Raw genomic sequence first — 21236 nt, forward strand, 5'->3', positions numbered from 1 at the left:
AATGGGGGTTTGCGGGTACCTGAGTCCGCATGTGCCGCCCTGAACCTCCTCTCTCCGACTCCCCATATCCGGGGAGGGGCTCAAAGAGGCTCACACGGGCATTGAGCGCTTCGGCCTGTCAACCTCTCGCTACGGTGAGGGACACCACCCGCGGAAGCGCCCGCGGGGTCGTTCGCGGACCCGCCCCGACCCGGCCGAAACCCGCCCGTCGCCGGACCGTCTCCGCGCCGTGATCACCGTGCGCGGTCGGGCGCCGCGGGGTCACCGCCCGGCACTCCCGGGCGGTCCGCCGCTCCCTGCCCGGGGCGACCGCCGCTCACCCGTAGGTGTCGCCCGGCCCCGTACTGCCCGGCGCGCGCCAGGGCCCGTGGCTCTTCGGCCGGCCACCCGGACCCGACACCTTGATCATCCGTACCGTGCCCTGCCCCAGCTCGGCGTTCAGCCGCGCCACGAGCTGCGGAGCCAGCAGTTTCAGCTGTGCCGCCCACGCCGAGGAATCACACCGCACATGAAGCTCACGGTCTTCGTACCGTTCCGGTTCACAGTGCGCGGCGATATCCGGGCCGACGATCTCCGACCAGCGCTCCATGACGCCCGCCACCGCCATCGGCATCTCCCAGCCGCGTTCCGTGCGCAGCCGGTCCAACGCGGCCATCAACGGCATCGGGTCCCTGCCGTCGGCGCGGGCGCCGGACCGCAGGCCCGGCTGCTGCCGACGGTTCTTTCCCGTCGCCGCGTTGCCGCGGGCCCGCGCCTGTTCGCGCGCCGCCGCCAGCGCCTGGCGCGCCAGGTCCACCCCGGAGGGTTCCGGGGCCTTGCGCTCCGGCTGCCCCTGCTCCGGTCGCTTCTCCCCGGGACTCTTCCCTCCGGGGCTCTTCTCGTGATCACTCACAGTCGGGTCACCTCACCGCCGGACACCCCGAACCGCGTCCCCGCCAGCACCCCCGGGACGTCGTCGTCCACGGCCGCGGTCACCAGGACCTGTTCCCCCGGGGACACCAGTTCGGCCAGCCGCTCCCGGCGCCTGCTGTCCAGCTCCGCGAACACGTCGTCGAGGATCAGCACCGGCTCGCTGCCCTCGGAGCGCAGCAGCTCGTACGAGGCCAGGCGCAGCGCCAGCGCGTACGACCAGGACTCGCCGTGGCTCGCGTAGCCCCTCGCCGGCAGTTCACCGAGCCGCAGCAGCACGTCGTCGCGGTGCGGCCCCACCAGGGTCACGCCCCGCTCGATCTCCTGCTTGCGCACGTCGGCGAGCGCCGCGAGGACCACCTCGTACAGGGCCTCGCGGGTGCGCGCCTCGCCGCTGTCCACCGCCTCGCCGGCCGAGGACTTGTACGTCAGCCCGAGCGGTCCGCCGCCGGGCGCGAGCTGCTCGTACGCCTTGTCGGCCAGCGGCAGCAGGGTGGAGATCAGGTCGAGGCGTTGGGCCAGGAGTTCCGCGCCCGCGCGGGCGAGGTGCTGGTCCCACACGTCGAGGGTGGACAGGTCCATGGACCGGCCGCCGTGCCGGCGCGCCATGGCCGCCGACTTGAGCAGGGTGTTGCGCTGCTTCAGCACGCGTTCGTAGTCGGAGCGGACCGCGGCCATGCGGGGCGAACGGGCGGTGACCAGCTCGTCGAGGAAGCGGCGGCGCTCGCCGGGGTCGCCCTTGACCAGCGCCAGGTCCTCGGGCGCGAACAGCACCGTCCGGACGATCCCCAGCACGTCCCGCGGCCTGACCTGCGAGGACCGGTTGATCCGGGCCCGGTTCGCGCGGCCCGGGTTCAGTTCGAGTTCGACGAGCTGTTGCCGCTCGCCCTGGGTGACGGCGGCCCGGATGACGGCCCGCTCCGCGCCCATCCGGACCAGCGGGGCGTCCGAGGACACGCGGTGGCTGCCCAGGGTGGCCAGATAGCCGATGGCCTCGACGAGGTTGGTCTTGCCCTGGCCGTTCGGGCCCACGAAAGCGGTGACGCCCGGGCCGAGGGGAACCTCGGCCCGGGCGTACGAGCGGAAGTCGGCCAGTGAGAGATGCGAAACGTGCATGTGGCGCCGACCTCCCCCGGCTTCCTGCTTCTCGCTGTGGTGCTGTGGTCGTGTGGTGAGGTCCGGTGGCACGGCCGTACCGGGCCGCCGGACCTTCCCGACTAGACCTTCTCGACCGCGTGGCCGCCGAACTGGTTGCGCAGCGCGGCGATCATCTTCATCTGCGGGGAGTCGTCCTGACGGGACGCGAAGCGGGCGAACAGCGACGCGGTGATCGCGGGCAGCGGCACGGCGTTGTCGATGGCCGCCTCGACCGTCCAGCGGCCCTCGCCCGAGTCCGCCGCGAAGCCGCGCAACTGCTGGAGGTGCTCGTCCTCGTCCAGCGCGTTCACGGCGAGGTCCAGCAGCCAGGAACGGATGACCGTTCCCTCCTGCCAGGACCGGAACACCTCGCGGACGTCGGTGACCGAGTCCACCGCCTCCAGCAGCTCCCAGCCCTCGGCGTAGGCCTGCATCATGGCGTACTCGATGCCGTTGTGGACCATCTTCGCGAAGTGGCCGGCGCCGACCTTGCCCGCGTGCACGGAGCCGAAGTCGCCCTCGGGCTTGAGGGCGTCGAACACCGGCTGGACCGCGGCGACGTGGTCCTTGTCGCCGCCGTACATGAGCGCGTAGCCGTTCGCCAGGCCCCAGACGCCGCCGGAGACGCCGCAGTCGACGAAGCCGATGCCCTTGGCCTTCAGCTCCTCGGCGTGCTTCTCGTCGTCGGTCCAGCGGGAGTTGCCGCCGTCCACGACGACGTCGCCGGGCGAGAGCAGCTCGCCGAGCTCGTCGATGGTGGACTGCGTCGCCGCACCTGCCGGGACCATCACCCACACCACGCGGGGGGCCTGCAGGCTGTCCACGAGTTCCCGCAGGCTGTGGACATCGGCGAGGTCAGGGTTGCGGTCGTATCCGATGACGGTGTGGCCTGCGCGGCGGATGCGCTCGCGCATGTTGCCGCCCATCTTGCCGAGACCGACGAGACCAAGCTCCATCAGGTGGTTCCTTAAGCGTTGTGGCCGTCTGTGCCGGGGGCCCTGGAGTACCGGGGTCCGCCCCGGGATCCGAGCCTACGCCGGGCCGCGCCCCGGGGCGCCACGGACGCCCCGGACGCGCGCCGGACGCCGTCGGGCCCGGCCTCGCGGTGGCGAGGCCGGGCCCGACGGGAGGAACTCAACCGGACAGGCGCACCGGCATGATCAGGTACTTGTAGGCCTCGTCGGCCTCCGCGTCGATCGCCGGGCGGCCGCTGAGCAGCGCCGGCTTGGTCGACGTGGTGAAGCTGAGCTGCGCGACGGGCGAGTCGATCGCGCTCAGACCGTCCAGCAGGAAGGTCGGGTTGAAGGCGATCGAGATGTCGTCGCCGTCGAGCTTGGCGTCGACGCGCTCCACAGCCTGTGCGTCGTCGGAGGAACCGGCCTCCAGGATCAGCACGCCCTGCTCGAAGCTCAGGCGGACCGGGGTGTTGCGCTCGGCGACCAGGGCCACGCGCTTGACGGCCTCGACGAAGGGCGCCGTCTCGATCACCGCGATGGAGTTGAACTCCGTCGGGAAGAGCGTGCGGTACTTCGGCAGGTCGCCTTCGAGCAGCCGGGTGGTGGTGCGGCGGCCCGCGCCCTCGAAGCCGATGAGGCCCTCACCGGCGCCGGAGCCCGACAGGGCCAGGGTGACGGTGTCGCCGCTGGTCAGGGACTTCGCGGTGTCCAGGAGCGTCTTGGCGGGCACCAGGGCCACGGCCGAGGCGTCCGGGTTCTCCGGCTTCCAGAGGAACTCGCGGACGGCGAAGCGGTAGCGGTCGGTGGAGGCCAGCGTGACGCGGTCGCCCTCGATCTCGATGCGGACACCGGTCAGCACGGGCAGCGTGTCGTCACGGCCGGCGGCGATGGCCACCTGGGCCGCGGCGGAGGCGAAGACCTCGCCGGGCACGGTGCCGGTCGCGGTCGGCATCTGCGGCAGCGCCGGGTACTCCTCCACAGGCAGGGTGTGGAGTGTGAATCGCGAGGAGCCACAGACCACGGTCGCCCGTACACCGTCTGTGGAAATCTCCACCGGACGGTTGGGCAGGGCCCGGCAGATGTCGGCGAGCAGCCGACCGGAGACCAGGACGGTGCCGTCCTCCTCGACGTCCGCCTCGACGGAGACGCGGGCCGAGACCTCGTAGTCGAAGCCGGAGAGGGACAGGGTGCCCTCCTCGGCCTTCAGCAGCAGGCCCGCGAGAACGGGCACCGGCGGCCGGGCCGGGAGGCTGCGGGCCGCCCAAGCCACCGCCTCCGCGAGTACGTCGCGCTCCACCCGGATCTTCACCGGAACCGCCTCCTGCTGTTGCTCGCTCGTCTGCCGGCCTTCGTCGTCGGCTCGATGGCTCGCTGTCCCGACGGACCGAGGCCTCGATGCCGGGGACCAGTCTGACGTACGGCGCCGACACTCGTTGCTGCCGGCGGTCAAGTCGGAAGCGAGGTGTCGGGGCGGGTGTCCTCCGAGTTGTGCACAGGACCTGCTTGAAAACCGAATCCGAGCTAACTCTCTATGGGGGTAGTAGTAGGGCCTGTGGAAACGGTGGATAAGCCCGTTTTCGCAGGTCAGCCCGCGTTTTTTATCCCCACACCCTGTGGGCGACACCGGTGGACAACACGGTGTCTCTGTGGAGAACGAAAAGTTCTGCACAGGCCGTCCCCAGATGACCCTCACTACTCCACAGGTGCGTCCCCAGCTTTTCCCCAGTACTCCACAGGCCAAACGTCGACTTCCGTGTGACCGCTTTCACTCCGGACGGTGACGGGGGGCTCCTGGTTGCCGAACAGTGGACAACGGTGTGGAGAAGTCCTCCACGCCTGTGCACAGGATGCGGGAACCTGTGGGTCGGCGGTGGACAGAGAGGTGCGCGGTGCTGTGGACACTTCCTTTGTCCACAGGCTGTGGATGACCCTTGCTCACAATTCCACAGGCTGCTGAGCTGGGCTGATGAGCCCTCAACCTGCACCCCTGTGGACAGATTGTGGGTGACGGAACCCGTCCCCAGGCTGTGGACGGAAGAAAGTCGGCCAATCTGTGGATGACGAGCTCCGTAGGGGGCGTATTCGAACAGGGCAGGGGCGCGCGGACGAAGAAGGGCGCCCCCGCTGTGGTCCGGGAGCGCCCTGTAAACGGGTTTGAGGGGCCCTCACGGGACCTTCGTAGGGCCCGCGCACGGCTCCGGAGAGCCGGTGTCAGGCGTTCTTGATGCGGTTGGTGAGCTCCGTGACCTGGTTGTAGATGGAGCGTCGTTCCGCCATCAGGGCGCGGATCTTGCGGTCCGCGTGCATGACGGTGGTGTGGTCACGGCCGCCGAACTGCGCCCCGATCTTGGGGAGGGAGAGGTCGGTGAGCTCCCGGCAGAGGTACATGGCGATCTGTCTGGCGGTGACCAGGACCCGGCTGCGCGAGGAGCCGCAGAGGTCGTCGACGGTGAGCCCGAAGTAGTCCGCGGTGGCGGCCATGATGTCGGAGGCGGTGATCTCGGGCGCGCTGTCCTCGCCGCCCGGGATCAGGTTCTTGAGGACGTCCTCCGTCAGACCCAGGTCCACCGGCTGCCGATTGAGGCTGGCGAACGCGGTGACCCGGATCAGCGCCCCCTCCAACTCGCGGATGTTGCGCGAGATGCGGGAGGCGATGAACTCCAGCACCTCCGGCGGGGCGTTGAGCTGCTCCTGCACGGCCTTCTTGCGCAGGATCGCGATGCGGGTCTCCAGCTCGGGCGGCTGGACGTCGGTGATCAGGCCCCACTCGAAGCGGTTGCGCAGCCGGTCCTCCAGGGTGACCAGTTGCTTGGGCGGCCGGTCGGAGGACAGCACGATCTGCTTGTTGGCGTTGTGGAGCGTGTTGAAGGTGTGGAAGAACTCCTCCTGCGTCGACTCCTTGCTCGCGAGGAACTGGATGTCGTCGACCAGCAGGATGTCCATCTCGCGGTAGCGCTTGCGGAAGGCGTCGCCCTTGCCGTCGCGGATGGAGTTGATGAACTCGTTGGTGAACTCCTCGGAGCTCACGTAACGCACCCGGGTGCCGGGATAGAGGCTCCGCGCGTAGTGCCCGATGGCGTGCAGCAGGTGCGTCTTGCCCAGCCCCGACTCCCCGTAGATGAAGAGGGGGTTGTACGCCTTCGCCGGCGCCTCGGCGACGGCCACCGCGGCGGCGTGCGCGAAGCGGTTGGAGGCGCCGATGACGAAGGTGTCGAAGAGGTACTTGGGGTTCAGGCGGGCGGTCGGCTCCAGCGGGCCCGAGGTGGAGCCGCCGGACGGGGCCGAGGGCGCCGGCCGGTTGGGGATCTGGCGCTGCTGCGGCTGCTCGTACTGCTGGCGTTCGTACCCGTGCTGCTGGTGCGAGTCCTGCTGCTCGTACGAGGACTGCTCGTACTTCTGCTGCTCGTAGCCACCCTGGTCGTATCCCGAGGGCTCGGACTGCTGGAGGTAGCCGGGCTGGGGGGAGGCGTAGGGGTCGCGGTCGGGGAAGCCGCCGAGACGGGGCTGCTGCCAGCCGTAGTCGTCCTGTTGACCGCCGCGGGGCCAGGCGCCGGGCTCGGGGCGCTGCTGCTGGTAGTCCGGGTAGGCGGGCCGGGCGGACGGCAACTGGTCGTCGCCGGGACCGGTGTGGCCCCCGGGACCGTTGTGACCCGTATGACCGGTGTGGCCGCCGGAACGCTGGCCGCCGTACGGCTCGTAGGACTCGCGCTGCTGGGAGGAGGGGGTGGGCGGCGCCGGCTCGCCGGCGGAGTCGTCCACCGTGATCGCGATCCGGATCGGGCGGCCGCACTCGCGACTGAGCGCGTCACTGATGAGCGGCGCGAGGCGGCCTTCGAGTACGCGCTTGCCCCATTCGTTGGGGACGGCCAGCAAGGCGGTGTCGGCGACGAGCGCGAGGGGCTGGCAGCGTTCGACCCACTGCTTGTCCTTCGGCTCGATACCTTGCTGCCCCTCTCCGAGGAGCTTCTCGAGCACGCGTGGCCACACTGCGGCAAGATCGGCAGGTACGTCAGCCACAGAGCACGCTCTCTCACAGGTCCCGGTCCCACGAATGTGTGGTTCTTTGGGACGGTCGGGACAAAAAATCCGGGATCAGGCAACGGTAGTCAGGCCGGTGGGTAGGGTTCAAGTCGTTGTCCACAGCCTGTGCACAGTGTGGGGCCACCGAGGCTCGGTTTGACCGGATGGCGTAGCCGCGCGTACCGTGACGAGGTCGAGTTGTCGATGGCTGCTGCCGCCTGCCTACCGATGGGCGAAGATCACACACAGTGATCATGTAGCGGTGCCACTCGGGCGAACACGCGAGTTTCATCTCCTTCGTGGGCGCACGGTGACAGCCAGGCGATGTCCCGCCACAACGATTCATTCTCTGGAGCCCCCGAGTGAGCAAGCGCACCTTCCAGCCGAACAACCGCCGTCGTGCCAAGACCCACGGCTTCCGCCTGCGGATGCGTACCCGTGCCGGCCGCGCGATTCTCGCGAACCGCCGTGGCAAGGGCCGCGCCGCCCTTTCCGCGTAACCCACACGCAGGTCGTGACGTCGTGCTGTCTCCCGAAAACCGGCTGAGGCGGCGCGAGGACTTCGCGAGCGCGGTACGACGGGGCCGGCGGGCAGGACGCCCGCTTCTCGTCGTACACCTACGTACCAGCGGTGCAACGGACCCGCACGAGCCGGGGGAGATCGATCCCTCGACGCGTGCGGGTTTCGTCGTCAGCAAGGCTGTCGGCAACGCTGTCGTACGCAACCGGGTCAAGCGTCGTTTGCGCCATCTTGTCCGCGAACGGCTCCCCCAGCTCCCCGCCGGTAGCCTGGTGGTGGTGCGGGCCTTGCCCGGTTCGGGTGATGCCGGCCTCGACGAGCTGGCCCGTGACCTGGACGCCGCCGTGCAGCGGCTACTGGGAGGCGCGGCTCGATGAAGTACCCGCTGCTCGCTTTGATCAAGCTGTACCAGTGGACGATCAGTCCGCTGCTCGGGCCGGTGTGCCGTTACTACCCCTCGTGCTCGCACTACGGGTTCACGGCCATCGACCGGCATGGTGCGGTGAAGGGGACGGTTCTGACCGCCTGGCGGATCCTGCGGTGCAATCCGTGGTCCCCGGGCGGTGTGGATCATGTCCCACCCCGGAAACGCCCGCGTTGGCACGAGCAGCTGCGCAGTGCGTTGCGTAGATCTCGCAATGCTCAAGGAGCCTGATTAGTGGACACGATTGCCAGTCTGTTCAGCTTTATCACCACACCCGTGTCATGGATCATCGTCCAGTTCCACACGGTGTACGGCGCGATCTTCGGCGCCGACAGTGGATGGGCCTGGGGCCTGTCCATCGTGTCCTTGGTGATCTTGATTCGTATCTGCCTGATCCCGCTCTTCGTGAAGCAGATCAAGTCGACGCGTGGCATGCAGGCGCTCCAGCCGAAGATGAAGGCGATCCAGGAGCGCTACAAGAACGACAAGCAGCGTCAGTCCGAAGAGATGATGAAGCTGTACAAGGAGACGGGTACCAACCCGCTCTCCTCGTGCCTTCCCATCCTCGCGCAGTCGCCGTTCTTCTTCGCGCTCTACCACGTGCTCGCGAACATCGCCAACGGCAAGCCGATCGGCTACATCAACGAGACGCTGCTGGTGAGCGCCCAGAAGGCGCACATCTTCGGAGCCCCGCTCGCCGCGAAGTTCACGGACAGCGCCGAGAAGATCGCGAGCCTGGACGCCTCGGTGACCAGCGTCCGCGTCGTGACCGCGGTCATGATCGTGATGATGTCGCTGTCGCAGTTCTACACGCAGCGCCAGCTGATGCAGAAGAACGTCGACCTCTCGGTCAAGACGCCGTTCATGCAGCAGCAGAAGATGCTGATGTACATCTTCCCGGTGATCTTCGCCGTCATGGGCATCAACTTCCCCGTCGGTGTCCTCGTCTACTGGCTGACCACGAACCTGTGGACCATGGGCCAGCAGATGTACGTGATCAACCAGAACCCGACGCCGGGAAGCAAGGCCCAGGACCAGTACCTGACCCGTCTGGTCAAGCACGTCACCACGCACGGTGCCATCAAGGGCCGCGGCAAGAAGAAGATCGTCGCCGCGATCGTCGCCAAGGGCCCGGACCGCAACGACAACGAGCGCAAGTTCATCACCGCGCTGACGAAGCAGGGCATGGCCGCACAGGCGGACGGCTCCGTGATCAAGAGTTCTGAGGCCACGGCCGATGAGGACGCGGCGAGCGGCGGTGTCGCGACCAAGCGGCAGCAGCCCAAGCGGCAGACCAAGTCGAAGCGTCAGACGCCCCCCAGCAAGCCCTCCAAGAAGTAGAAGGAGCCCCTCCCGTGACGGAAGGCACCACCACCGCCGCCGCTGAGGGCGGCGACACCCTCACCCGCCTCGAGCAGGAGGGCGAGATCGCGGCCGACTACCTTGAGGGCCTGCTGGACATCGCCGACCTGGACGGCGACATCGACATGGACGTCGAGGCGGACCGCGCCGCGGTGTCGATCGTCAGCGACTCGGCTCGCGACCTGCAGAAGCTCGTGGGCCGCGACGGTGAGGTCCTGGAGGCCCTGCAGGAACTGACCCGCCTCGCCGTGCACCGCGAGACCGGGGACCGCAGCCGTCTGATGCTGGACATCGCCGGGTTCCGCGCCAAGAAGCGCGAGGAACTGGCCGTGATCGGCGCCCAGGCCGCGGCGGACGTGAAGGCCTCCGGTGAGCCGCTGAAGCTGGCTCCCATGACCCCGTTCGAGCGCAAGGTCGTTCACGACGCCGTGGCGGCCGCCGGCCTGAAGAGCGAGTCCGAGGGCGAGGAGCCGCAGCGCTTCGTCGTTGTGCTTCCGGCCTGATCGGAAGAGCGTGAGGTCGGCCCCGTCTGTGTCGCAGGCGGGGCCGATGTTTGTAAGCCTGGCAGTGCCCGTTGTTCGAAGAGTGAGTCTGTACGGAAGGACGGTCCCCGTGACGGAGGCAGCTGAGCTTCCCCCGGCGCCCGAAGAGGCGCGTGCGGTATTCGGCGAGTTTTTCCCGGAAGCCGTGCGGTACGCGGAGCTGCTGGCGGACGCGGGGGTCCAGCGCGGTCTGATCGGCCCGCGTGAGGTGCCCAGGTTGTGGGAGCGGCACCTGTTGAACTGCGCGGTCCTCTCCGAGGTCGTGCCCGAGGGCGTCACCGTGTGCGATGTGGGCTCCGGCGCCGGTCTCCCAGGCATCCCCCTGGCGCTGGTGCGCCGGGATCTGAAGATCACGTTGCTGGAACCGTTGCTGCGTCGGACGAACTTCCTCCAGGAAGCCGTGGAGCTTCTGGGCCTCGACCACGTCACCGTGGTGCGCGGCCGGGCCGAGGAGGTCCTCGGCAAGGTGCAGCCCGTGCACGTGGTGACGGCGCGCGCGGTGGCTCCGCTGGACCGGCTGGCCGGCTGGGGTGTCCCCCTGCTGCGCCCGTACGGCGAGATGCTGGCGCTCAAGGGTGACACCGCCGAGGAGGAGCTGGTGGCGGCGAAGGTCGCGCTGGCGAAGCTCGGTGTGGTGAAGACCTCGGTGCTGCACGTGGGCGAGGGCGTCGTGGACCCCCTGTCCACGGTGGTGCGGGTCGAGGTGGGAGAAAGCCCTGGTGGGGTGAGGTTCGCTGCCAAACGGGCCAAGGCCGCCCGGGTGAGCCGTACGCGCCGCCGCCGCTGACGGACGTCGAGCACCACCGACCACTGAAATCCCCGTGCGTTCTGCGGGGATTTCAGGCGTGTTGGGGCCTATCGGCAGGGGTGCCGGAGTGTCGGAGGGAGCTTGAGACTCCGTCCGGGCATCGTGTTTCACGTGAAACGTCGCTCTCTGCTGCACGGAATCATCAGCCGCGGTCGTGCGGCCGCGTCCCCTCGCGAACGCAAGGCCGCAGGGGGGACGGAGTTGTCCACATCGGTGGATTCATCCACAGGAGTTCGGGCCCCGCTGGTTCGCGGCCCCGGTGACATGGCAGGCTCTGTTCATCGCGAGCCTGATGTCGAGGAGAGTGACACCGTGCGGTCCGACGCCAACCTCGCGGGGCCGATGGCCGATCCGGTCCCTGGTCCCCGCTCTGAATCGCCGGGCGAGGATGTTTCACGTGAAACATCGCCTCCGCCCCTGGTGGACAACGAAGACACACCCATCGGTCGAGCCGCCCAGATCGCGGTCGACGCGCTGGGCCGTGCGGGTGAACGCCTGCCCCGACCCGCGCAGACGCGGGTCATGGTGGTGGCGAACCAGAAGGGCGGCGTGGGCAAGACCACGACGACCGTGAATCTGGCGGCCTCGCTGGCCCTGCACGGTGCGCGGGTGCTGGTGATCGACCTCGACCCGCAGGGCAACGCCTCGACGGCCCTGGGCATCGACCACCACGCGGACGTGCCGTCCATCTACGACGTTCTCGTGGACAGCCGGCCCCTGCTGGAGGTCGTCCAGCCGGTGCTGGACGTGGAGGGCCTGTTCTGCGCCCCGGCGACGATCGACCTGGCGGGTGCCGAGATCGAGCTGGTGTCGCTGGTGGCCCGCGAGAGCCGGCTCCAGCGGGCGATCCAGGCGTACGAGCAGCCGCTGGACTACATCCTGATCGACTGCCCGCCCTCACTGGGGCTGCTGACGGTGAACGCCATGGTCGCGGGCGCCGAGGTACTGATCCCGATCCAGTGCGAGTACTACGCACTGGAGGGTCTGGGGCAGCTGCTGCGCAACGTCGATCTGGTGCGGGCTCACCTGAACCCGACACTGCACGTGTCGACGATCCTGCTGACCATGTACGACGGCAGGACGCGGCTGGCCTCGCAGGTGGCGGACGAGGTGCGCACGCACTTCGGCAAGGAGGTGCTGAGGACCAGCATCCCGCGCTCGGTGCGCATCTCCGAGGCGCCGAGCTACGGGCAGACGGTTCTCACGTACGACCCGGGCTCCAGCGGAGCCCTTTCCTACCTGGAAGCCGCGCGGGAGATCGCGCTGCGGGGGGCCGGAATCCATTACGACGCCCAACACGCCCATGTGGGCGCAGGCGTCGACAGCACGCAGAGCATGGCGGAGGGGATCCAGTGAGTGAGCGACGTAGGGGGCTGGGACGGGGGCTCGGCGCGCTGATTCCCGCAGCTCCGCAGGAGAGGACGCCGGTGGCCGGGGACGGTTCGACGTCTTCGCCGGCCGGGCAGGTGCTGACGTCCGAACGCGGTATCGCGGCGGCGAAGCTCGCCGCGCTGGCACAAGCCGATGTTTCACGTGAAACATCGGAGGCGGCCACGCCGGTGCGGGTGCCGGAGCAGGCGGCGCCGACGGCCAATGCGGTGGCCGGGGCGACGTTCGCGGAGCTTCCGATGGACGCGATCGTGCCGAACCCGCGCCAGCCGCGTGATGTGTTCGACGAGGACGCGTTGGCGGAGCTGGTGACCTCCATCCAGGAGGTGGGCCTGCTCCAGCCGGTGGTGGTGCGGCAGTCCGCGCCGGGCCGCTATGAGTTGATCATGGGCGAGCGGCGTTGGCGGGCGTGCCGGGAGGCCGGGCTGGACTCCATCCCGGCGATCATCCGGGCCACGGACGACGAGAAGCTGCTGCTGGACGCGCTTCTGGAGAACCTGCACCGTGCGCAGCTCAATCCGCTGGAGGAGGCGGCGGCGTACGACCAACTGCTCAAGGACTTCAACTGCACGCATGACCAGTTGGCTGACCGGATCGGGCGTTCGCGTCCGCAGGTGTCGAACACGTTGCGACTGCTGAGGCTTTCCGCCTCGGTGCAGCGCCGGGTCGCGGCGGGTGTCCTGTCCGCCGGTCACGCGCGGGCCCTCCTGTCCGTGGAGGACTCCGAGCTCCAGGACAAGCTGGCGCACCGGATCGTGGCCGAGGGGCTGTCGGTGCGCGCGGTCGAGGAGATCGTGACGCTGATGGGCTCGGAGCCGGCGAGCGGCGTGAAGCCGAAGGGTCCCCGGGCGGGTGCCCGGGTGGCGCCGGCGCTGAGCGAGTTGGCGACGCGGCTGTCCGACAGGTTCGAGACTCGGGTGAAGGTGGACCTGGGCCAGAAGAAGGGCAAGATCACCGTCGAGTTCGCCTCGATGGAGGATCTGGAGCGGATTCTGGGGACGCTCGCACCGGGCGAGGGCCGGGTGCTCGACCAGGGTCTCTCCGGGGAGTAGAAGCAGGGCTTCGATGGCGGAGCCGAGGGGCGGGTCGTGCCGGTTGTCCGGTACGACCCGCCCCTTTGTCGCAGCGGATACGATGCGTGTATGGGTCGTCGGTTGGTGCCGCTCACGCTGGACAACCTCCAGGATCTGCCCCGACGTTGCCGCGCCTGCGTGTTCTGGGAGCTCGATCCGGTCACCGGTGAGGCCGCCGTGAAGGCGGGTACTCCGGAGCTGGAGAAGGAGGCCTGGATCTCCGCCGTCCTGCTGGAGTGGGGCTCGTGCGGCCGAGTGGTCTACGTCGACGAGGTGCCGGTGGGCTTCGTGCTGTACGCACCGCCGGCGTATGTGCCGAGGGCCGCTTCGTTCCCCACCAGCCCGGTGTCTCCGGACGCGGTGCAGTTGATCACGGCGTGGATCATGCCCGGATATCAGGGCCAGGGTCTGGGGCGGGTCATGGTCCAGACGGTCGCGAAGGACCTGCTGAGGCGGGGCTTCCGGGCGATCGAGGCGTTCGGGGACGCGCGCTGGGAACGCCCGGCCTGTCTGTTGCCGGCGGACCATCTTCTGTCGGTGGGCTTCAAGACGGTACGGCCGCATCCGGCGCACCCGAGGTTGCGGCTGGAGCTGCGGTCGACGCTTTCGTGGAAGGAAGACGTGGAGCTGGCACTGGATCGGCTGTTGGGCGGAGCCAGGGCGCGCAAGGAGCCGGCGCTGCGTCCGTCGTGAACCGGGTATGCGAACGGGGCCGCCCCTTCAAGGGGCGGCCCCGTTTCACGTGAAACAAGCGGTGGATCAGCCGACGGGCTTGATGGTGACGAAACCATCGAGGTCGCGCAGGATGGCGGCCTTCGGCTTGGCACCGACGATGGTCTTGACGACCTCGCCGCCCTGGTAGACGTTCAGGGTCGGGATGGACATGACGCCGTACTTGGCGGCGGTGTCCGGGTTCTGGTCGATGTTCAGCTTGACGATCTCGATCTCGTCGCCGTACTCGGCCGCGATGGCCTCCAGGGACGGGGCGATCTGGCGGCACGGGCCGCACCATTCGGCCCAGAAGTCCACCAGGACGGGCTTGTCACTGGCCAGGACGTCCTGATCGAAGCTGGCGTCGGTCACGGTCTTGAGGGTGCCGGCCACAGCGGCCTCCTTATTTCCTTCTGCGGGGTGTGCGGGGTGTGGGGTGGTGCTGGATCAGACGGCCGCGTGGGCCTTCTCGGCGTCCGCGACCGCGGCGAGGAAGCGCTCCGCGTCGAGGGCGGCCGAGCAGCCGGTGCCGGCGGCGGTGATCGCCTGGCGGTACGTGTGGTCCACGACGTCGCCGGCGCCGAAGACACCGGCGAGGTTGGTGCGCGTGGACGGTGCGGCGACCTTGAGGTAGCCCTCGTCGTCCAGGTCCAACTGCCCCGTGAAGAGCTCGGTACGCGGGTCGTGGCCGACGGCGATGAAGAGGCCGGTCACGGGCAGCTCGGAGGTCTCACCGGTCTTGGTGTTGCGCAGGGTGAGGCCGGAGAGCTTCTGCTCGCCGTGGATCTCGGCGACCTCGCTGTCCCAGGCGAACTTGATCTTCGGGTCGGCGAAGGCGCGGTCCTGCATGGTCTTGGAGGCGCGCAGGCTGTCACGACGGTGGACGATGGTGACGCTCTTGGCAAAGCGGGAGAGGAAGGTCGCCTCCTCCATCGCGGTGTCGCCGCCGCCGACGACGGCGATGTCCTGGTCCTTGAAGAAGAACCCGTCACAGGTGGCGCACCAGGAGACTCCGCGGCCGGAGAGGGTGTCCTCGTTCGGCAGGCCGAGCTTGCGGTGCTGGGAACCGGTGGTGACGATGACGGCCTTGGCACGGTGGACGGTGCCGGCCGTGTCGGTGACGGTCTTGATGTCACCGGTGAGGTCCACGGCCACGACGTCGTCGGGGACCAGCTCGGCACCGAAGCGCTCGGCCTGACCGCGCATGTTGTCCATGAGTTCAGGCCCCATGATGCCGTCCTGGAAGCCGGGGAAGTTCTCGACCTCGGTGGTGTTCATGAGCGCACCGCCGGCGGTGACGGCGCCCTCGAAGACCAAGGGGTTGAGCGAAGCGCGTGCGGTGTACAGGGCGGCCGTGTAACCGGCCGGCCCGGAGCCGATGATGATCACGTTTCGTACGTCGCTCACGGGTTCTTTCCTCGTCTCTGCGGACTGCGTGCTGCCTACCGGGGGCCGGTGCGGACCTTCACCCCACCCAACGGATCCTACGGCGCGCGCATTCCCCACTTTTCCGCGTGCCGTCCCGAACGTGTCAGGTCCGCGGGTAGGTCCCGGTCAGGAGGGGCTTTCCCGGGGCTGCCGCGGGGGTGCGACCGCAGCCGGCGTCGACCAGATAGGCGTCCGCCCTGGCGGGGTCGCCTGGGTGCGGGAGCACGACCAGGTACACGTCGGTGCCCCGGTAGGTGCCGCGTTCGGTGGCGATCGGGGTGTCGGGTCGGCCGGTGGCGGCCTGCACGCACGGGGGGACCGGCGCGGCCCGCCGGTCGGAGGGAGCCACCCCGGAAGGAGGAGCGTTCTCCATTCCGTATGTGTTGTTCTTCTCCCCCTGTACGCCAGGGTCTTGCTTCGCCGAGGCGAGCAGTTGCCGGACGTTGTCCTGGAGTCCCTGTGCGGTGTAGGTGCCCTCGTCGGACCGACCGGTCGAGGTCGCCGCGTCGCTGCGACCGGCGGTGCTCTGGGGACGTGTGTCGTCGAGGCCGTTGACGAAGAGGATTCCGAGAGCGCAGGCCGCCGCTCCGGCCAGTCCGGCGATGACCGCGATCCGGCGGCGGGCGCGGCGACGGCCGGGGCCGGTTGGGCCGGCCGGGTGACCACCGGGTCGGCGGGCCTCGGATCCGGGGACCCGGGAGGGCGATGTTTCACGTGAAACATCGCTGTCGCTCTTGCTGTCGTCCTTGTTCTCGGGCGCTTGGGCGGCCTCGGGCTCGGCGCGGTGTGCCGTGGACCCGAGCAGCGCTTCGGCGGCGAGAGCCGCGTCGATCCGGCCCGCGACGTCGGACGGCATCCGGGGGGGACCCGGAAGAGTGCCGAGCAGGGAGCGGATTTCCTCCAGGGAGGCACGGACGTCGGCGCACAGGGCGCATGTGTCGAGGTGCCGGCGTACCTCGACGGCACGCGACGGCGAGAGCAGCCCTTCGGTCAGGTCGGAGATCTCCGAGACGTCCGGGTGCCGGATCGTGCCGGTTGTGGGGCTCACGGACGTCCACCTCCGCCCTTCACTGCGTCTGGGTCTGGATGCCGGGGGTCTGCCGCTGGTGGGACGGATGTGCCCGGCGTCCGGTTCCTTCCCCGCTCGGTGGCGGTGTTATCCCCGGCATTCGTGCGCAGATGAGTGAGCAGCGGGACGAGTTTCGCCCGGCCCCGCGCACAGCGGCTCTTCACGGTGCCGGTCGGCACGTCGAGCAGGCGGGCGGCCTCGGCGACGGGGTATCCCTGCATGTCGACGAGGACCAGCGCGGCCCGCTGATCGGCCGGGAGGGTGCCGAGGGCGGCCAGTAGCTCGCGATGGAGGTCCTGGCGTTCCGCGGGGGCCTCCGCGGACTCGTGGGGCTCCAGGAGCCGCTCCAGCCGCTCCGTGTCGTCGAGCGGGGAGGTCTTGCGGGTGGCCGCCTTGCGGGCGCGGTCGAGGCAGGCGTTCACGGTGATCCGGTGCAGCCAGGTCGTGACCGCCGAGTCTCCCCGGAACGTGTGGGCGGCCCGGTAGGCGGAGACCAGGGCGTCCTGCACGGCGTCGGCCGCCTCCTCGCGGTCGCCGAGGGTGCGCAGGGCGACGGCCCACAACCGGTCGCGGTGACGGCGTACGAGTTCGCCGAAGGCGTCGGGGTCCCCGTCGACGTGCAGGGCCAGCAGTTCCTGGTCGCTGTGGCCGTCGGCCGTTGTTTCGTGCGTCACACCTCGCTCCCTTCCGGGATGGAGATTAGGGCCTGCGTGGGTCGAGCACGAGGGCCACCGGGTGATCGGGGGCGCGCGCGGGTCGCGGCCGACATGAGGAAGCCGCGCTGCCGAAGGGGTGGAGGCCCTTTCGGCGCGGCGGCTTCATCACACGGGGGTGGGGCTCAGGAGGGGCGGCCGAGTACCTTGATCTCGCTGATGCCACCGCGGTACCCGCCCGTTCCGTCGTCCGGCAGCTCCGTGATGTGGATCAGCACGTAGCGGGTTCGAACCGGGGTGTCCAATGTGGCCTGGAGCTTCTTGTCGGCCTTCTCCAGCTTGGTGATCTGCTGGGGGAACGCGGACAGGGAGTCGGGTGCGGAAGCCTCCGGCGCCGCGCCGCGCATCTCGGCGCGCTGTCCGGCCACGTAGAAGTCCACGTCGATCTCGGAGACGTTCTGGACGCTCCCGAGATCGACGATGATGCCGCTGCCGTTCTCTTCGAGGTTCCCGAACTTGGGGTAGTTCTGGTAGCGGGGAGTGATCCAGGCGGAGGAGGCATCACCGTCGACGCTGTTTCCGGCCGTCTCGGGCTTCACTCCGGACCCGCCGAAGGCGATCACTTGAGCCCGCGTGATCTTGAGGGGCTTGGCCGGCTCCGGCTTCTTCGGAGTGTCGTCCGTCGAGTCCGTCTGCGTGTTGTTCTCGCCGCCGTTGTTGCCGCCCCGGTTGATGCGGTCCAGGAGGGTGTCGGCGAGCTGCCAACTGCCCAGACCGAGCGCGACGATCAGCAGGGCGGCGACGCTCCACTTGAGGGCGCGGCCGGTGCGGCTCTGCAGCGGGGGCGGCGGGGGCGTGACGGAGTGGTTCTGGACGGTCGGCAGGCCCATGGGCGTGGGCCGTCCGTAGCTGCCCTGCTGGTAGGTGGTCTGCTGGTACTCGGGCGGCGCCGTGAAGGCGGGCTCCGGCGGCCGGATGCGGGGCATCGCCGCGACCGCCTTGGCCAGCTCCTCCGGGGTGGTGAAGGCGGGCTCCTGACGAGAGGCCGTGGCCCCGTCGTTGGCGAGGGCCCTCATGGCGAGCTCGCCGAGGCCTCGGTGGACGCCGGCGCGCACCTGATCGGGAGCGATCAGGCCGACCCCCTTGGGCAGGCCCGCGAGGCCGTACGCGTCGTTCTCGTACGGCCAGCGCTGGGTGAGGGCGGCGTACAGGAGCGCGCCCACGGCCTCGGTGTCGGCCTGCTGCGGGGTGTCGCTGGTGATGCCGCGCAGGGCGGCGTTCACGGCGAGCCCGCGGATCCGGTACTGGCCGGAGGAGGTGCGGAGTATCGCGCTGGGCGTCAGCCGCAGATGGGCCAGACCCTCGCGGTGCGCGGCGGTCATGGCCTGGGAGACCTGACTGACCAGCTGGTAGGCCTCGTGGGCCTCAAGCGGCCCCAGGGCGAGGATCGAAGTCAACTCGGTGGCGTCGGGCAGCCACTCGTGGACGACGTAGACCAGGTCGTTCTCCTCCACGGCGTCGAGGACCTGGACGAACCGGGGGTCACCGAGCAGGGCGGAGGAGCGGGCGGCGGCCAGGACGGCCCGCGCCCGGGGGTGGTCGGCGGGCAGCAGGTGGACGCCCACCGCGCGGCGGAGCTTCTCGTCCATCGCGCGCCAACTGCTGAATCCGTCCAGACGGGTGACGCACTCCTCCAGCCGGTAGCGCCTGGCGAGCTTGTGACCGCTGTGGAGTTCGGGTGCGGCCACCGGGGCCGGGTTGATGCGTTCGCCATCCGTTTCGGGCATGGAACCGTCCGCGGCTCGTCCGTTCTGCGTGTCCACCCCGTCGGCCGTGGCCTTGGCCGCCTCTGCGGCCGACGGCTCGTCGCCGCCGTTGTCGGCCACGTCGACGGCAGCTGTGCTACGTTCCGCCACCGTCGTCCCTGCCTCCCCATCCGTTGCGCGCTGTCGGCCAGTCTGCGAAGCCATGCCAATTGTGCCCACAGTCCGACGCTATGCACGACACGCGATGGGGCCCGACGGTTGTGCGCATCAGCGACCCAAACGTCCGCGGACCATTCCGACCATCGAGTTGAGCTCTTCGACGCGCATCCGCTTCGCGGCGACGAGGAAGACGGCGGCCAGGGCGATGAAGCCGGTGACCAGCGCCGCGAGGGAGCCGCCTGCTCCGTTCCCCAACCACTGGGTGACCCCGTACGCCACGGCGCCCGCCACGGCGGCGGCGGGGACGCAGGCTCCGATGAGACGGGTGTAGGTGCGCATCACGTGGGCACCGTCGAGATCGCCGCCGAGCCGGGTGCGCAGCCGGCGCCAGGCCACGCCGACACCGACCGCGTAGCCGAGGCCGTAGGCGGCGGCCATGCCGACGACGGCCCAGCGCTCGGGGAGGACCAGGAAGGCGATGACCGAGACGCCCGCGTTCACGGCGGCGACGATGACCGTGTTGTAGAAGGGCGTCCGGGTGTCCTCGTAGGCGTAGAAGCCGCGCAGGACGACGTACTGCACGGAGTACGGGATCAGGCCAAGGCCGAAGGCCATGAGGATGAAGCCGATGTTCTGGGCGTCGTCGGCGCCGGAGCCGGCGTAGAGCAGCGTGGCCATGGGGACACCGAGCGCGAGGAACGCGAAGGCGCAGGGCACGATCGCGACGGCTGAGGTGCGCAGACCGTAGGAGATGTCGTCGCGGACCGCGGCGGCGTCGCCGTCGTGGGCGGAACGGGAGATGCGCGGCAGGACCGCGGTCATGACCGAGACGGTGATGATGGCCTGGGGCATCTGCCACAGCAGCAGCGCGTAGTTGTAGCCGGTGATGCCGGTACCGCCGTGGCCCTGCTTGGCGGCGACCTCGCCCGCCCAGGTGGCGAGCTGGGTGACGACGACGAGACCGATCTGGTTGGCGAGGACGAAGAAGAACGTCCACTTGGCCAGGCCCGCGGCCTTGCCCAGGCCGTGGCCCTTCCAGTCGAAGCGCAGGCGGGGCCTGAAGCCGGCGTCGCGCAGGTACGGAATCATCGCGAGGGATTGGACCACGAGGCCGAGCAGGGTGCCCAGACCCAACAGGCGCACGCCTTCGGGGGTGATGCCGGATTCGTTCATGCCGGTGGAGGTGAACCCGCCGAACGCCCAGATGAAGGCGCCGAACGTGGCGATGACGACCACGTTGTTGAGGACCGGCGTCCACATCATCGCGCCGAACCGACCGCGGGCGTTGAGGATCTGACCGAGGACCACGTGCACGCCCATGAAGAACATGGTGGGCAGGCAGTAGTGGGCGAAGGAGACCGCGACGTCCATCCGGTCAGGGTTGTCGGCGATCGTCGGCGACATCATCGTGATGAACACCGGGGCCGCGAGCACGCAGATGACGGTGACCGCGCCCAGCAGGACCATGACCAGGGTCAGCAGCCGGTTGGCGTACGCCTCCCCGCCGTCCTCGTCGTTCTTCATCGCGCGGACGAGCTGCGGGATGAAGACCGCGTTCAGCGCACCGCCGCCGACGAGGACGTAGATCATCGTCGGCAGTGTGTTGGCGACCTGGTAGGTGTCGTTCAGGGTGACGACGCCGATGGCGCCGCCGATCACGAGGGTGCGCAGGAAACCGGTGATGCGGGAGACGATCGTGCCGGCGGCCATCAGCGCGCTGGACTTGAGCAGGCCGGAGGCCTTCCCGGCGGGCTTGGTCGGTGCCGGGGTGGCGACGGGCGCCTCCTCGGTGACCGTCCGCGGTGCGGCTTCCTGGTCCCGGTAGAGGTGCGCGAAGGCGTCGGGCGGCGGCTGGTCGTCCGCGGTCTCGGTCACGAGCGAGTCCACACCGACGAACCGGGTGGTCGTGGCGTGGTCCCCGTACGGCATGTGGCGGGACGGACCGTCCGGCTCGGGCGGCGGGGTCTGGGCCCAGACACGTGGATCCGGGCCGTGGGAGGGCGCCTGTGGGGCCGCGTAGAGCGGTCCGGCCTCCTGGTAGGTACCCGGCGGCGGCGGGGGGTGAGAGGCCCGGTCGTACATGACCTCGGTGACCGGGTCCTGTGCGGACAGGTCCTGGGACCGGTACGGGTCGTAGTCGTAGGCATCCTGGACATACGGGTCGTGATCCGGCGCGGGTGCGGGCGGAGGGACCTGCCCGGGCACCGGGGTACCCGGAGCGGCGCCCTGCGCGGGCGACGGCCCACCAGTGCCCTGCCCGCGGTCACCGTCGTACGGCGCGTTCATCGAAACCCCACCTCATCGTCCCCA

The 21236-nt window shown here is 69.5% G+C and carries 19 protein-coding genes and 2 pseudogenes; 9 read left to right on the forward strand and 12 right to left on the reverse strand.

What is annotated here, in order from left to right; translation table 11 throughout:
- Positions 1-316 precede the first annotated feature (316 nt).
- From ACFYW3_RS19010 to dnaA (ACFYW3_RS19035), 6 genes and pseudogenes are all read right to left on the reverse strand, one after another.
- On the reverse strand, positions 317-892 hold the full coding sequence (locus ACFYW3_RS19010; protein WP_389386827.1) for a DUF721 domain-containing protein: 576 nt from the start codon (positions 890-892) through the stop codon (positions 317-319).
- A complete protein-coding gene (recF, locus tag ACFYW3_RS19015; protein WP_389386828.1) occupies positions 889-2025 on the reverse strand; it encodes a DNA replication/repair protein RecF in 1137 nt (378 codons plus the stop codon). The genes ACFYW3_RS19010 and recF overlap by 4 nt, the downstream gene beginning before the upstream one ends.
- Before the next feature lie 101 nt (positions 2026-2126).
- On the reverse strand, positions 2127-3002 hold the full coding sequence (gene gnd / locus ACFYW3_RS19020) for a phosphogluconate dehydrogenase (NAD(+)-dependent, decarboxylating) (RefSeq protein WP_053683925.1): 876 nt from the start codon (positions 3000-3002) through the stop codon (positions 2127-2129).
- 178 nt (positions 3003-3180) lie between these two features.
- Complete coding sequence (gene dnaN, locus ACFYW3_RS19025; RefSeq protein WP_053683927.1) at positions 3181-4311, reverse strand: DNA polymerase III subunit beta; 1131 nt, start codon at positions 4309-4311, stop codon at positions 3181-3183.
- 902 nt (positions 4312-5213) lie between these two features.
- Positions 5214-6344: pseudogene (gene dnaA / locus ACFYW3_RS19030) on the reverse strand (chromosomal replication initiator protein DnaA); the annotation flags it as partial.
- A 135-nt stretch (positions 6345-6479) separates the two neighbouring features.
- Positions 6480-7019, reverse strand: a pseudogene (dnaA, locus tag ACFYW3_RS19035) (chromosomal replication initiator protein DnaA); the annotation flags it as partial.
- A gap of 365 nt (positions 7020-7384) precedes the next feature.
- Between dnaA (ACFYW3_RS19035) and rpmH the strand changes: the two are divergent.
- The 9 genes from rpmH to ACFYW3_RS19080 all read left to right on the forward strand — a co-directional run bounded on the left by rpmH (position 7385) and on the right by ACFYW3_RS19080 (position 13833).
- Positions 7385-7522 carry a 50S ribosomal protein L34 gene (rpmH, locus tag ACFYW3_RS19040; protein WP_008741645.1) on the forward strand — a complete coding sequence of 46 codons (138 nt, stop codon included), beginning with the start codon at positions 7385-7387 and terminating at the stop codon, positions 7520-7522.
- A gap of 22 nt (positions 7523-7544) precedes the next feature.
- Positions 7545-7919 (forward strand): ribonuclease P protein component, encoded by a 375-nt coding sequence (gene rnpA, locus ACFYW3_RS19045; protein WP_351749794.1) that lies wholly within the window; start codon positions 7545-7547, stop codon positions 7917-7919.
- Positions 7916-8197 carry a membrane protein insertion efficiency factor YidD gene (yidD, locus tag ACFYW3_RS19050; RefSeq protein WP_078950077.1) on the forward strand — a complete coding sequence of 94 codons (282 nt, stop codon included), beginning with the start codon at positions 7916-7918 and terminating at the stop codon, positions 8195-8197. Before rnpA ends, yidD begins: the two co-directional genes overlap by 4 nt.
- 3 nt (positions 8198-8200) lie before the next feature.
- Positions 8201-9307, forward strand: coding sequence for a membrane protein insertase YidC (yidC, locus tag ACFYW3_RS19055; RefSeq protein WP_351749796.1), 1107 nt, complete (start codon positions 8201-8203; stop codon positions 9305-9307).
- A gap of 14 nt (positions 9308-9321) precedes the next feature.
- Complete coding sequence (locus tag ACFYW3_RS19060) at positions 9322-9831, forward strand: R3H domain-containing nucleic acid-binding protein (protein WP_053683933.1); 510 nt, start codon at positions 9322-9324, stop codon at positions 9829-9831.
- Positions 9832-9940: 109 nt separating this feature from the next.
- Positions 9941-10657: a 16S rRNA (guanine(527)-N(7))-methyltransferase RsmG gene (rsmG, locus tag ACFYW3_RS19065; RefSeq protein ID WP_351749798.1), complete on the forward strand. Its 717-nt coding sequence runs from the start codon at positions 9941-9943 to the stop codon at positions 10655-10657.
- Positions 10658-10942: 285 nt separating this feature from the next.
- Positions 10943-12034: a ParA family protein gene (locus ACFYW3_RS19070; protein ID WP_389386829.1), complete on the forward strand. Its 1092-nt coding sequence runs from the start codon at positions 10943-10945 to the stop codon at positions 12032-12034.
- The gene (locus ACFYW3_RS19075) at positions 12031-13119 is read left to right on the forward strand and encodes a ParB/RepB/Spo0J family partition protein (protein WP_389386830.1); all 1089 of its coding nucleotides are present in this window, start codon (positions 12031-12033) and stop codon (positions 13117-13119) included. The genes ACFYW3_RS19070 and ACFYW3_RS19075 overlap by 4 nt, the downstream gene beginning before the upstream one ends.
- 90 nt (positions 13120-13209) lie before the next feature.
- Positions 13210-13833, forward strand: coding sequence for a GNAT family N-acetyltransferase (locus ACFYW3_RS19080; protein WP_351749803.1), 624 nt, complete (start codon positions 13210-13212; stop codon positions 13831-13833).
- A 66-nt stretch (positions 13834-13899) separates the two neighbouring features.
- Here ACFYW3_RS19080 and trxA read toward each other — a convergent pair whose 3' ends face one another.
- The 6 genes from trxA to murJ form a co-directional block, all read right to left on the reverse strand.
- The gene (trxA, locus tag ACFYW3_RS19085; RefSeq protein WP_053683941.1) at positions 13900-14244 is read right to left on the reverse strand and encodes a thioredoxin; all 345 of its coding nucleotides are present in this window, start codon (positions 14242-14244) and stop codon (positions 13900-13902) included.
- Positions 14245-14298: 54 nt separating this feature from the next.
- Positions 14299-15258: a thioredoxin-disulfide reductase gene (trxB, locus tag ACFYW3_RS19090; protein WP_389386831.1), complete on the reverse strand. Its 960-nt coding sequence runs from the start codon at positions 15256-15258 to the stop codon at positions 14299-14301.
- A 124-nt stretch (positions 15259-15382) separates the two neighbouring features.
- Positions 15383-16327, reverse strand: a complete 945-nt coding sequence (locus ACFYW3_RS19095) for an anti-sigma factor family protein (protein WP_389386832.1) — start codon at positions 16325-16327, stop codon at positions 15383-15385.
- Positions 16324-17022 (reverse strand): RNA polymerase sigma factor SigM, encoded by a 699-nt coding sequence (sigM, locus tag ACFYW3_RS19100; protein ID WP_389386833.1) that lies wholly within the window; start codon positions 17020-17022, stop codon positions 16324-16326. The genes ACFYW3_RS19095 and sigM overlap by 4 nt, the downstream gene beginning before the upstream one ends.
- A 164-nt stretch (positions 17023-17186) precedes the next feature.
- Positions 17187-18917, reverse strand: a complete 1731-nt coding sequence (locus tag ACFYW3_RS19105; RefSeq protein WP_389386834.1) for a protein kinase family protein — start codon at positions 18915-18917, stop codon at positions 17187-17189.
- A gap of 117 nt (positions 18918-19034) precedes the next feature.
- On the reverse strand, positions 19035-21212 hold the full coding sequence (gene murJ, locus ACFYW3_RS19110; RefSeq protein ID WP_351749813.1) for a murein biosynthesis integral membrane protein MurJ: 2178 nt from the start codon (positions 21210-21212) through the stop codon (positions 19035-19037).
- Positions 21213-21236 lie beyond the last annotated feature (24 nt).

This window comes from Streptomyces sp. NPDC002602 (genome assembly GCF_042889445.1).
Classification (GTDB): Bacteria; Actinomycetota; Actinomycetes; order Streptomycetales; family Streptomycetaceae; genus Streptomyces.

Coding starts and splice junctions, on each gene's coding strand:
- yidD (WP_078950077.1), top strand. CDS start 7,916: ATGAAGTACCCGCTGCTCGCTTTGATCAAGCTGTACCAGTGGACGATC.
- recF (WP_389386828.1), bottom strand. CDS start 2,025: ATGCACGTTTCGCATCTCTCACTGGCCGACTTCCGCTCGTACGCCCGG.
- ACFYW3_RS19080 (WP_351749803.1), top strand. CDS start 13,210: ATGGGTCGTCGGTTGGTGCCGCTCACGCTGGACAACCTCCAGGATCTG.
- ACFYW3_RS19070 (WP_389386829.1), top strand. CDS start 10,943: ATGGCAGGCTCTGTTCATCGCGAGCCTGATGTCGAGGAGAGTGACACC.
- gnd (WP_053683925.1), bottom strand. CDS start 3,002: ATGGAGCTTGGTCTCGTCGGTCTCGGCAAGATGGGCGGCAACATGCGC.
- murJ (WP_351749813.1), bottom strand. CDS start 21,212: ATGAACGCGCCGTACGACGGTGACCGCGGGCAGGGCACTGGTGGGCCG.